The organism is Cupriavidus sp. C1SS-2L (assembly GCF_057073735.1).
On record NZ_CP172709.1, the window covers coordinates 1,339,960 to 1,352,473 of the forward strand.

General features: G+C 64.5%; 9 protein-coding genes and 1 pseudogene. All 10 read right to left on the bottom strand.

What is annotated here, in order from left to right; genetic code table 11:
* Positions 1-40 precede the first annotated feature (40 nt).
* Positions 41-1,708, bottom strand: coding sequence for a cytochrome D1 domain-containing protein (locus ACIGJG_RS23855; protein ID WP_483674011.1), 1,668 nt, complete (start codon positions 1,706-1,708; stop codon positions 41-43).
* A gap of 182 nt (positions 1,709-1,890) precedes the next feature.
* Positions 1,891-2,184: pseudogene (locus ACIGJG_RS23860) on the bottom strand (putative zinc-binding protein); the annotation flags it as partial.
* Positions 2,115-2,729 (bottom strand): molybdopterin-guanine dinucleotide biosynthesis protein B, encoded by a 615-nt coding sequence (gene mobB / locus ACIGJG_RS23865; protein WP_483674012.1) that lies wholly within the window; start codon positions 2,727-2,729, stop codon positions 2,115-2,117. The pseudogene ACIGJG_RS23860 and the gene mobB, both read right to left, overlap by 70 nt.
* Positions 2,730-2,734: 5 nt before the next feature.
* On the bottom strand, positions 2,735-3,427 hold the full coding sequence (locus ACIGJG_RS23870; RefSeq protein ID WP_011301121.1) for a carbonic anhydrase: 693 nt from the start codon (positions 3,425-3,427) through the stop codon (positions 2,735-2,737).
* Positions 3,428-3,454: 27 nt separating this feature from the next.
* Positions 3,455-4,207, bottom strand: a complete 753-nt coding sequence (locus ACIGJG_RS23875; RefSeq protein ID WP_011301120.1) for a peptidylprolyl isomerase — start codon at positions 4,205-4,207, stop codon at positions 3,455-3,457.
* 27 nt (positions 4,208-4,234) lie between these two features.
* The gene (gene narI, locus ACIGJG_RS23880; RefSeq protein WP_140949449.1) at positions 4,235-4,918 is read right to left on the bottom strand and encodes a respiratory nitrate reductase subunit gamma; all 684 of its coding nucleotides are present in this window, start codon (positions 4,916-4,918) and stop codon (positions 4,235-4,237) included.
* Between the two features lie 19 nt (positions 4,919-4,937).
* Positions 4,938-5,615 (bottom strand): nitrate reductase molybdenum cofactor assembly chaperone, encoded by a 678-nt coding sequence (gene narJ / locus ACIGJG_RS23885; protein WP_140949450.1) that lies wholly within the window; start codon positions 5,613-5,615, stop codon positions 4,938-4,940.
* An 18-nt stretch (positions 5,616-5,633) separates the two neighbouring features.
* Positions 5,634-7,181, bottom strand: a complete 1,548-nt coding sequence (narH, locus tag ACIGJG_RS23890; RefSeq protein WP_140949451.1) for a nitrate reductase subunit beta — start codon at positions 7,179-7,181, stop codon at positions 5,634-5,636.
* A 2-nt stretch (positions 7,182-7,183) separates the two neighbouring features.
* The gene (locus tag ACIGJG_RS23895) at positions 7,184-10,918 is read right to left on the bottom strand and encodes a nitrate reductase subunit alpha (RefSeq protein WP_140949452.1); all 3,735 of its coding nucleotides are present in this window, start codon (positions 10,916-10,918) and stop codon (positions 7,184-7,186) included.
* 176 nt (positions 10,919-11,094) lie between these two features.
* A complete protein-coding gene (locus ACIGJG_RS23900) occupies positions 11,095-12,480 on the bottom strand; it encodes a NarK family nitrate/nitrite MFS transporter (protein ID WP_483674013.1) in 1,386 nt (461 codons plus the stop codon).
* Between the last annotated feature and the right edge of the window lie 34 nt (positions 12,481-12,514).

Here is a 12,514-nt window from a genome sequence, read left to right on the forward strand (position 1 = left end):
GGTGCCGAACCACGTACATGGCTCCGCACCGCACGCACGATCAGTAGATGTCGTGCTGCGTGTTGTAGGCGTTGAACTTGCCGGTAGGCGTGATCAGGCGCGGATCCTTGATCACCGTCTTGAGCTTGCGCGTCTTGTCATCGACGACGACCAGCGCAGACTCGCCATCCTTGGTGCCCCATACGGAGAACCACACCTCGTCGCCGGCCTTGTTGTATTCGGCCTGCACCACGCGCTTGGCGCCTTCGCCTTTCAGATTGGCCCATTCGGCGACCGGCAGTACCTGGAAGCCTGCTTCCAGATTGCGCGTATCGAATACGGCCACCGACTGGTTGAGCTTGGCGTCGGGGTTCAGCGGCGTATCGACCCACAGGTTGGACGACTTCGGATGCGTCTTGATGAACAGCGAACCGCCGCCCTGGCCCTTGACCGTCTGCACGACCTTCCATGCCTGCGCCTTGTGTCCCACGGGGTCGGTACCGATCAGGCTGATGGTCTCGTCGCCGAGATGGCTCGTGGCCCAGACCGGTCCGAACTTCGGATGGACGAAGTTCGCACCGCGGCCCGGGTGCGGCGTCTTGCCCACGTCGACCAGCGCAGCGAGCTTGTCCTCCTTGGTATCGACGACCGCTATCTTGTTCGAGGCATTGGCGGCCACCAGGAAGTAGCGGCCCGTTGCATCGAAGCCACCGTCATGCAGGAACTTGGCGGAGTCGATGGTCGTGGTCTTGAGGTTGTTCAGGTCCGCGTAGTTGACCATCATGATCTTGCCGGTTTCCTTGGCGTTGATCACGAACTCCGGATGGAAGTGGCTCGCGACGATCGAGGCCACGCGCGGCTCGGGGTGGTACTCGTTGTCCACGGTCATGCCGCGCGTCGAAACGACCTTGAGCGGCTTGAGCGTGTCGCCTTCCATGATCACGTACTGCGGCGGCCAGTAGGAGCCTGCCACGGCGTACTTGTCCTCGTAGCCCTTGTACTTGGACGTCTCCACCGAGCGCGCTTCAAGACCGATCTTGACCTCGGCGACGATGTCGGGCTTCGGCAGCCACAGATCGATCAGGTCCAGGCGTGCATCGCGTCCGATCACGTACAGGTAACGGCCCGATGCCGACATGCGCGAAATATGCACCGCATAGCCGGTCTTCACGATGTTGATGATCTTCTTGCTGTCGCCGTCGATCAGCGCGACCTCGCCGGCATCGCGCAGCGTGACCGAGAACAGGTTGTCCAGGTTGTACTGGTTCATCTTGCGCGCGGGACGCTTCGCCACGGGCACGATGTCCTTGCGGCTCTTCTCGATGTCCGCAAGCGAGAACTCCGGCGGTGTCGGCGGATCGAGCTGGATATAGCGGGCCATCAGGTCGACCTCGCTGTCGGACAGGTCCCCCGAAGTGCCCCAGTTCGGCATGCCAGCGGGGCTGCCGTACTTGATGAAGGTCTTCAGGTACTCGCTGCCGCGCGCACGCGTGATGTCGGGCGTCAGCGGCTTGCCGGTCGCGCCTTTGCGCAGCACGCCGTGGCAGCCGGCGCAGCGCTCGAAGTAGATTTGCCGGGCATGGTCGAACTCGGTGGGTGTCAGGGTAGGCGTCGCTGCCATCGGCGGCGTGGCAGATGCGGCTGCCGGTGTGTCTGCGCTGGCGTGGCTCAGCCAGAGAGTAAGCGGCAATGCCGCAAGCGCAGTGAACCTCCAGGATTTCGCTTTCATAGTGCTGTTCTTCAGCGAGTTGGGGAAAGCTGTCATGCCGGCCGTATTTTTTCGTGATGCTTGTTGCGCCGGCGGTCATGGAGATCATGGTGAACATTGCGCAGTGCCGGGTTGACTGTCGTCAACGGCAGCGGGCGCCGCCGCCTATGGCCTTGCAGTCATTGTGGACATGACGCGGAAAATCACATCGCGCCCCGCACCTCTGCGAGTGCCTGCTGCACGGCGTCCCACGTCTCGGCTTCTTCAGCCTCGGTGCATACGCCGTGCTGCCGTTTGGTGGCGCCAAGCCGGTTCAGCACGAGGTGCCGGTCGGGCACGACGTCAACGCTTGCGAGGCAAGCCTTGACGCAGGAAAGCGCACATCCGTCGAGTGCAAGGATGGGGCGGCCCGAACGCGCGACACGCGTCAGCGCGGGCACGCCGCCGCCGACGCCGCTGATGCAGGACATCTCGGCTGCACCGCTGCGGTCGAGCCGGACCGCGAAGGTGTTCGCAAGCTGCGCGACGCTCGAGCAGCCAGAACAGGCATAGACCAGCGGCAGGCTGGCCAGGGTGGAGTGGGACATGGTGAATTCAGCGGCAGGCACGGCAGCCTGGAATCCGTGGGTGCGTCGGTAACGAGCGCGAGGATGGACGGATCGCGGGGATAGTAGGGCTCGCGGCCATGCACGGGCCGGTAGACCTCGATGCGCGGTATCGCGTCGCTGCGGAAGCCTTCCACCAGCGTCAGGTCCGCGGGCGACAGGCGTGCAAGCTGCTCGTGCAGCGTGGGTTCCTTCTCGCCGTGCAGCTCGCGCACGATGGCATAGCGGTACGGTGACGCCACCATGACCTCGTTGGCGCCGGCCGCGCGAAAGCGCGCGCTGTCCTTGGTGGGCGGTTCCAGTTCCAGCGGATGGTGGCTGTGCTTGACCACGTTGACGCTCAGGCCGTGTGAACGGAACCAGGGCAGCATGGCGGTAATAAGTGTGGTCTTGCCGCTGCCAGACGTGCCGGCGATGCCGATAACGAATCCTTGCATGATCCTCAGTTCTTCGCGGATGAGTTGCCACGCCCGATCGGGCATACGAGTGGCAGGAAGCTGTCGGCCCGATGCGAGTACGCGAGCAGCGCACCTGCTTCGAGGTCGAAATACCAGCCGTGCAGCGTCAGCCGGCCGCGGTCCAGCTCGCGTCGCACGAAAGGAAACGTCTCGAGATTGCCTAGCGACACGAGAATCGCTGCCTGTTCACAGGCGCGCTGGCGTTGCGCGCTGCTCGCGCCGGCCAGTGTGTCGTCGACGTGCCGCCTCGCGGAACTGGCGATCCGCACCCACGGCCCGATGAAGTCTCTGCCCGCGACAGCGTCTTCGTGTTCGGCACCCGCGGGTTGCGCCAGTAATGCGCGAATCCCGCCGCATCCGGCATGGCCCATCACGATGATGCGGGCCACGCGCAACTGCTCCACCGCGAACTGGATGGCGGCGGATACGCCGTGCAGGCTGCCTTCGTGGTTGCCGGTGCATGGCGGCACCAGGTTGCCGATATTGCGTACCGTAAACAGCTCTCCGGGGTCGCATCCAAGTAGCAGGGCGGGGTCGACACGCGAATCACTGCAGCCGATCAGCAGCGTCGGCGGACGCTGGCCGTCGCGCAGCGTATCGAAAAGCTCGGGTTCGTCCTCGAAGTAATGCTGCTGGAAGCGCTCGAACCCTTTCAGCAGACGTTCGATCTCGTGCATGCCAGAAGCCTCCGGGGACGGTTTTCCCTACTGCACCAGCGGGCTGTCGGCGCCTTCGAGCTCGATACCCGTGATGCTGGCCCTGCCGATCAGCAGGCTGGCGTACTGCTTCCAGGCACGGTCGCGCGCGGCGGCGGTCAGCGCGTGGGCGATGTCGGCGCGCACCATGTCGAACGGCAGGCGCGTGCCGTCGCAGCGGTCAAGTACGCGTACGATATGCAGGCCGAAGCGCGTCTCGACCAGTTGCGGCAACAGGCCCTGTACCGGCGCGGAGAAGACCGCGCGCTCGAACTCCGGCGCGGTCTCGCCACGGAACACGCGTCCAAGTCTGCCGCCGCCCGCGCCGCTCGGACAGTTCGACAGCGCCTGCGCATGGCTCGCGAAGCTCGACGGATCGCCCTTGATCAGCGCCAGCGTCTGCAGTGCCACCTCGCGCAGCGCGTCGAGCGGCACGCGCGGCGTGACCTGGAACAGGATGTGCTCGACCTCGACCCATTCGCCTTCGCGGAAGCGGTCGGGCCGGCTGTCGTAGTGGCGGCGGCAGCTGCTTTCGTCCGCGTCCGGTACGGGCGCTTCATGCGCGAGCAGTGCCAGTGCGAGCGCATCGTCATCCGTGTCGCCGCCGGCAATGCCGAGGCGCTCGGCCTCCGTGCGCATCAGGCGGCGCAGGATGGCCGACACGGTGGCCATATGCGCGGGATTGCGCGCATCGCGGTGTTGGTCCATCTCGCGTTCGATATCGTCATCGGTCAGTTCTACGCCATTGACGGTGACTGGCATGGTGTTCTCCGGTTCTGATGGATGCGCTTAACGGCTGCGCACGAGTTGCCACGCGCGGCCGAGATAGCCCACGGAAGCGAAACCGCTCCAGACATGGACGAGGCGCGTGAACGGGAAGATCACGAACAGCGACATGCCCATGAACAGGTGCACCTTGAACAGGAGCGGGGCTTCGGCGACGAAGCTTGCGGCATCGCCGCGCAGCGTGACGATGTGCTGGGCCCAAGTCATCAGCTGCACCATCATGTGGCCGTCCATATGGCTGGCCGATTCGAAGATGGTCGACAGCCCTAGCAGCAGCGTCACCAGCAGCCACAACAGCAATACCTTGTCGCCCGTGCGGGTCACTGCCGATACGCGCGCGTTGGTCAGGCGGCGATGCAGCAGGATCAGCAGGCCGGCCAGGCACATGGTGCCCATCACGCCGCCGGCGGTCATCGCCACAGCCTGCTTGAGGCTGTGCGAAACACCAAGCGCATCCCACACTGCCACGGGCGTCAGCAGACCGGCCAGATGGCCGAAAAACAGCCCGAGGATGCCGACGTGGAACAGGATGTTGCCCGTGCGCAGGTTGCCGCGATACAGCACCTGCGAGCTGTCGGTCTTCCAGGTGTACTGCTCGCGCTCGAAGCGCGCGAGGCTGCCGAACAGGAAGATGGCGAGCGCGATGTACGGGTAGATGCCGAAGAGGAATTGGTTGATCAGGTTCATGGTCGTAACCTTGGCATGCTTAGCAGACGGGGGACACCGGCGCGCGCTGCGCTGTTGTGCCACGCGGATAGAACTTCACGGCCTGCGCGCCAGTGGCGGGGCCGAGCAGCGGCTCGACGCCGTCCGCACCGGGGCCGAAGGTTTCCAGCGCTTCGTCCATGTCGCGTACGGGCGGCTCGGTTTGTGGTTCGGGCTGCACGTCGGTCAGCGTGCGCAGCACGGCGAAGACGCTTGCATACGGGCTTTCGTTGCGCGCCAGGCGGTCGCCCACGGCGGCCAGCACATGGATGGCGTCGCCGAGCAACTGCTCGGCGCGCGCATCCTTTCCATCCGCGGCCAGTGCGCCGAGGTACTCGAGGAACAGCGGCACGTAGTCGGGCAGTTCGGACGCGGTCGGCTCGAAGCCGTCGCGCCGGTATTCCTCGATCAGGTCGACCATGGCCTGGCCGCGGTCGCGGCTCTCGCCGTGGACGTGCTCGAACAGGTGCAGCGAATGGGCCGGGTTGCGATCGAACGTGGCGACGTAGTTTTCCTGCAGTGCAATCAGCGATTCGCTGCGCAGCAGCGAAGTCAGCGGCGTCAGCATGTCGCGCGCCTGCGGCCATTCGGCCAGTGCCGCGTCGATCTCGGGCAGGCTGTCGAGCAGTGCTTCGTCGGGGTAGCAGAGCAGGGCGCTAAGAACTGGGTAGAGGGGCATGTTGGTTCTCCTGTCTGGTCAGCCGGCGAATGCCTTGCGCGAACGCGGCAGCGCGGCATAAGCGATGGCCGGCTTCGGCTTCTTGCCGAACAGCGTGCCTTCGGACGTGCCGCCGGAGCAGCCGTTGCCGAAGGTGAAGCCGCAACTGGCCTTGTCGCCGAAGCTGTCCTCGACCATTTCCTTGTGCGACGACGGGATGACGAAGCGGTCTTCATAGTTTGCGATGGCCATGGTCTGGTACATGTCTTCGACCTGCGCCGGCGTCAGGCCGACCTGCTCGAGCACCGCCAGGTCCTGCAAGCCATCCACCACCTGCGAACGCTTGTAGGCGCGCATCGCGAGCATGCGGTCGAGCGCGGACAGAACGGGCATGACATCGCCCGCGGTCAGCAGGTTGGCGAGGTACTTCACCGGAATGCGCAGGCTCTTCACGTCCGGGATCACGCCGTTCATGCCCATATGGCCCCCCTCGGCGGCGGACTGGATCGGCGACAGCGGCGGGATGTACCAGACCATCGGCAGCGTGCGGTACTCGGGGTGCAGCGGGAAGGCGACCTTCCATTCGCAGGCCATCTTGTAGACCGGCGACTTGCGCGCGGCGTCGAGCCAGCTCTGCGGAATGCCCTGGCGGCGCGCCTCGGCCTGAACGATGGGATCGTGCGGGTCGAGGAACACGTCGAGCTGCGACTGGTACAGGTCTCGCTCATCAGCGACCGACGCGGCTTGCTCGATACGATCGGCGTCATACAGCATCACGCCGAGATAGCGGATGCGGCCCACGCAGGTTTCCGAGCACACGGTCGGCTGGCCGGCCTCGATGCGCGGATAGCAGAACAGGCACTTCTCGGCCTTGCCGCTCTGCCAGTTGAAGTAGATCTTCTTGTACGGGCAGCCCGAGATGCACATGCGCCAGCCCCGGCACTTGTCCTGGTCGACGAGTACGATGCCGTCATCCTCGCGCTTGTAGATCGAGCCGGACGGGCAAGATGCCACGCATGCCGGGTTCAGGCAGTGTTCGCACAGGCGCGGCAGGTACATCATGAAGGTGTTCTCGAAGGTCGAGTACATCTCCTTCTGCACGTCGTCGAACAGCTTGTCGCGGCCGCGCGAGCTGAATTCGCCGCCGAGATCGTCTTCCCAGTTCGGACCCCATTCGATCTTTTCCATCTTGCGGCCGGTCAGCACGGACACCGGACGCGCGGTCGGCGGCGTCTGCACGAGCGGCGCCTTCTGCAGGTGCTCGTAGTCGTACGTGAACGGCTCGTAGTAGTCGTCGATCTGCGGCAGGTTCGGATTGGCGAACAGGTTCGCCAGGATCTTCAGCTTGCCGCCCTGGCGCGGCTCAAGGCTGCCATTGGCGTTACGCTTCCAGCCGCCTTGCCATTTGTCCTGGTTCTCCCATTCCTTGGGGTAACCGATACCCGGCTTGGTTTCGACATTGTTGAACCATGCGTACTCGATGCCGTCGCGGCTGGTCCACACGTTCTTGCAGGTTACGGAGCAGGTATGGCAGCCGATGCACTTGTCGAGGTTCAGCACCATGGCTACCTGGGCACGGATCTTCATTCTCAGGCTCCTTCCTTCACTGTCGTTTCCACGAGCGGCCCTTCCAGCCAGTCGACCTTCTTCATCTTGCGCAGGATCACGAACTCGTCGCGGTTGCTGCCCACGGTGCCGTAGTAATTGAAGCCGTAGGCAAGCTGCGCGTAGCCCCCGATCATGTGCGTGGGCTTGGTCACGGCGCGCGTGACCGAGTTATGGATGCCGCCACGCATGCGGCTGGTCTCGGCGCCCGGCACGTTCACGATCTTTTCCTGGGCGTGGTACATCAGGCACATGCCCTGCGGCACGCGCTGCGACACCACCACGCGGGCGGTCAGCGTGCCATTGACGTTGAACACTTCCACCCAGTCGTTGTCTCGGATGCCGTTGGCCTTGGCTTCGACCTCCGAGATCCACACATGCGGACCGCCGCGCGACAGCGTCAGCATGCGCAGGTTGTCCGAATAGGTGGAGTGGATACCCCACTTCTGGTGCGGCGTGATCCAGTTCAGCACCAGCTCGGGGTTGCCGTTCGGCTTCTTGCCGAGCATCGGGCTGACCGTCTTGGTGTCGATGGCGGGCTTGTACACGCACGAGCCTTCGCCGAAGTCGAGCATCCAGCGATGGTCCTGCCAGAACTGCTGCCGGCCGGTCAGCGTGCGCCATGGAATCAGTTCATGCACGTTGGTGTAGCCGGCGTTGTAGCTGACTTCTTCCGATTCAAGGCCCGACCATGTCGGCGCCGAGATGATCTTGCGCGGCTGTGCCTGCACGTCGCGGAAGCGGATCTTGTCGTGCTCGCGGCCTTCGGCCAGGTGGGTGTGGTCGCGGCCGGTGATCTTCGACAGCGCATCCCACGCCTTCACCGCGACGTGGCCGTTGGTCTCGGGCGCGAAGGTCAGGATCATCTCGGCCGCATCGATCGCGGTTTCCAGCTTCGGGCGGCCCTGGCTCACGCCAGGCTCGGTGACGGTCTTGCTTAGTTCACCGATCTCCCTGACCTCGTGTTTCGTGTCCCAGTTGATGCCCTTGCCGCCGTTGCCCATCTTGTCGAGCAGCGGGCCGATCGAAGAGAACTTCTTGTAGATGTCGGCGTAGTTGCGCTCAACCACCGTCATCGACGGAGCAGTCTTGCCCGGAATCAGGTCGCATTCGCCATGCTTCCAGTCCTTCGGCTCGAACGGCTGGCCGAGCTCACCGGGGGTGTCGTGCAGCAGCGGCGTGCAGACCAGGTCCTTGCGCGTACCGAGGTAAGGCCCGGCAATCTCGCTGAACTTCTTCGCGATGGCCTTGTAGATTTCCCAGTCGGTTTTGCTTTCCCACAGCGGCTGCACGGCCTCCGACAGCGGGTGGATGAACGGATGCATGTCGGACGTGTTGAGGTCGTCCTTCTCGTACCACGTGGCGGTCGGCAGCACGATGTCGCCGTACAGGCAGGTCGTGCTCATGCGGAAATCGAGCACGGTCAGCAAGTCGAGCTTGCCTTCGGCGGCCGGGCGTACCTTGACTTCAGTGGGCTTGATTGCGTCGTTCTCGTCGCCGAACACGGCGTTCTGCGTGCCGAGCAGATACTTCAGGAAGTACTCGTGACCCTTGCCCGAGCTGCCCAGGATGTTCGAACGCCACACGAACATATTGCGCGGGAAGTTCGCGGGGTTGTCGGGGTCGTCGCACGCGAACTGGAGGTTGCCGGACTTCAGTTGCTCCACGGTGTAGGCCACCGGGTCTTTGCCGGCGCGTTCTGCTGCATCGACCACGTCGAGCGGGTTGCTGCCGAGCTGCGGCGCGGATGGCAGCCAGCCCATGCGTTCAGACTTTGCGTTGAGGTCGAGCAGCGACATCTTGTCGTACTTGCCCTTGTCCGCGGTCGGCGACAGGATCTCGTCGACGCCGAGCTTCTCGTGGCGCCACTGGCTGGTGTGGTTATAGAAGAACGAGGTGCCGTTCATCTGGCGCGGCGGCCGCGACCAGTCGAGCCCGAAGGCCAGCGGCGCCCAGCCGAACTGCGGACGCAGCTTTTCCTGGCCGACATAGTGGGCCCAGCCGCCGCCGCTCTTGCCGACGCAGCCGCACATCATCAGCAGGTTGATGATGCCGCGGTAGATCATGTCGTTGTGGTACCAGTGGTTCAGCGCCGCCCCGACGATGACCATGCTCTTGCCTTGCGTGCGGTCCGCGTTGTCGGCGAACTCGCGCGCGACCTGGATGACGAGCTTGGCCGGCACCGAGGTGTGCTTCTCCTGCCAGGCGGGCGTGTAGGGGACATCATCCTCATAGGAGGCCGCGACGTTCGGGCCGCCCAGGCCCTGGTCGACGCCATAGTTAGCGAGCTGCAGGTCGTACACGGTTGCCACGAGCGCGGTGGTGCCATCGGCCAGCGTCACGCGGCGGGCCGGTACGCGGCGGCGCAGCAGCGCGTCGTGTTCGCCACCGAAGTACGGGAAGCCGACTTCGGCGACCTCGTCGTGGCTGCCCAGCAGCGACAGGCGCGGATCGATATGGCGGCCGCTGCCGCCGTCTTTCATCTCCAGGTTCCAGCGGCCGACCTTTTCGCCTTCGTTATGCGCGGCCTCGCCCCAGCGGAAGCCGATCGAGCCATTGGGTGCGAGGATCTCGCCGGTCGCGTCGTCGATCTGCAGTGTCTTCCATTCGGGATGGTTCGCTTCGCCAAGGTTGTCGGCCAGATGCGAGGCGCGCAGGAAGTGGTCAGGCACCAGGGTGCCGTCGTTGTCGCGCAGCAGCACCAGCATCGGCATGTCGGTGTACTGCTTGATGTAGTCGCGGAAGTAGGCGGATTTGCGGGTGACGTGGAATTCCTTGAGCACGACATGGCCCATGGCCATGGCCAGCGCGGCGTCGGTGCCTTGCTTCGGGGCCAGCCAGATGTCGCCGAATTTGACCATCTCGCCGAAGTCGGAAGACACGGCCACGGTCTTGGTGCCCTTGTAGCGCACCTCAGTGTAGAAGTGCGCGTCCGGCGTGCGCGTCTGCGGCACGTTGGAGCCCCACACCATCAGGTAGGTGGAGTTGTACCAGTCGGCGGATTCGGGCACGTCGGTTTGTTCGCCCCAGATCTGCGGGCTCGCGGGCGGTAGGTCGCAGTACCAGTCGTAGAACGACAGGCAAGCGCCGCCGAGCAGGCTCAGGTAGCGCGCGCCAGCGGCGTAGGAGACCATCGACATGGCCGGGATCGGCGAGAAACCGATCACGCGATCTGGGCCGAACTTCTTGACGGTGAATGCGTTGGCGGCGGCGATCATCTCGGTCGCGGTGTTCCAGTCGGCGCGCACGAAGCCGCCCTGGCCGCGCACGCTCTTATAGCGCTTCGCCTTTTCCGGGTCCTGGCTGATCGATTCCCAGGCCGCGATCGGATCCATGGTCTTGCGGGCCTCGCGCCACATTTCCATCAGGCGGCCACGGATCATCGGGTACTTCACGCGCTGGGCGGAATAGACGTACCAGCTGTACGATGCACCACGCGGGCAGCCACGCGGCTCATGGTTGGGCAGGTCGGGGCGGGTGCGCGGGTAGTCGGTCTGCTGGGTTTCCCAGGTGATCAGGCCGTTCTTCACATAGACCTTCCATGAGCACGAGCCTGTGCAGTTCACACCGTGCGTGGAGCGCACGATCTTGTCGTGCTGCCAGCGGCTGCGATAGCCGTCTTCCCACTTGCGGTCCTCGTTCACCACCGCGCCGTGCCCGTCCGCATACGTGGACTTGACGCGCGACATGAACTTCAGTCGATCCAGAAAGTGACTCATCTCTTGTTCTCCGCGAATGCTTGCTGCGCGCGGCGTGAGGCCGTTGCAGGGACACTCGTAGCTTATGGGGGAGTAAAGTGCGCGCCAATTCGCTGGTGGAACAGGCCGCGCGGTGCGTTCGGGCTAGTCGGCGGGCGCCGGCCTAGTTCTGTCGAACTAGGCCGGCCGGCAGCACATCAGCAAGGCATGGCTGCGTTGCGGCGCGCGTAGCACCACCACGTCACCAGCACGCAGCTCACGTAGAACGCGATGAAGCAATACAGCGCGGCGTCGGCGGAGCCGGTCAGTTCCAGCGACGTGCCAAAGCTCTTGGGGATGAAGAAGCCGCCGTAGGCACCGATCGCGCCGGAGAAGCCGAGCACCGCGGCGGATTCCTTGCCCGCTTCCTGCAATGCCTGCTTCTGCGCCGTGTCGCCCTTGCCCTTGGCGGCACGCTGGCGTTCGGTCAGGAAGATCACCGGAATCATGCGGAACGTGGAGCCGTTGCCGACACCAGTCAGCGCGAACAGCGCGACGAAGGCTGCGAGGAATGCCGGGAAACTGCCCGCTGCGCCGTCATGCGGCAGTGCGTCCAGCACGGCGAACACGGCGGCGATCATGCCGACAAACGTCCACAGCGTGACGCGCGCGCCGCCAAGCTTGTCGGAGATCCAGCCGCCCACGGGACGCGTCAGTGCGCCGACCAGCGGCCCGAGGAACGCATACGCGGTCGGGTTCACGCCCGGAAACTGCGACTTGGTCAGCAGCGCCAGGCCGGCCGAGAAGCCGATGAACGAGCCGAACGTGCCCACGTAGAGCCAGCACATCAGCCAGTTGTGCTTGCGCTTGAAGATGATGGCCTGGTCAGCGAAGGACGCCTTGGCGTCGGCGATGTCATGCATGCCGAACCATGCGGCAAGCGACGACACCACGATGAACGGCACCCAGATGAACCCCGCGTTCTGCAGCCACAGGTTCTTCATGGCGTCGCCGGCCTGGTACTGCTGGGGCTCGCCGCCAAGCGTGCCGAACACGGCCACCGATACCACGAGCGGCGTGACGAACTGAACGACCGACACGCCGAGATTGCCGATGCCCGCATTGAGGCCTGTAGCCAGGCCCTTCTTCGCCTTCGGGAAGAAGAAGCTGATATTGGCCATCGACGAACTGAAGTTGGCGCCGCCGAAGCCGCACAGCAAGGCGAGCGCAAGCAGCGTCGGGTAGCCCGTGGACGGATCGCGCAGCGCGAAGCCCATGCCGAGCGCAGGAATCAGCAGCAGCGCCGTGGAGATCGCGGTGAAGCGTCGACCGCCGAACACCGGGACGAGGAACGAGTAGAAGATGCGCAGCGTGGCGCCGGACAAAGCGGGCAGTGCGGTGAGCCAGAACAGTTGGTTCTTGGTGAACTGGAAGCCAGCGCGATCAAGATTGACCGCGACCACGCTCCACAGCATCCAGACCACGAAGGCCAGCATCAGCGCGGGGATCGAAATCCACAGGTTGCGGTAGGCGATGCGCTCGCCGGTGTTCTGCCAGAAGGCCTTGTTCTCGGGCTCCCAGCGGGTCAGTACGGAAGTGGACATGACAGTGTGCTTAAGTGTTGAGGGATGTCAGGAA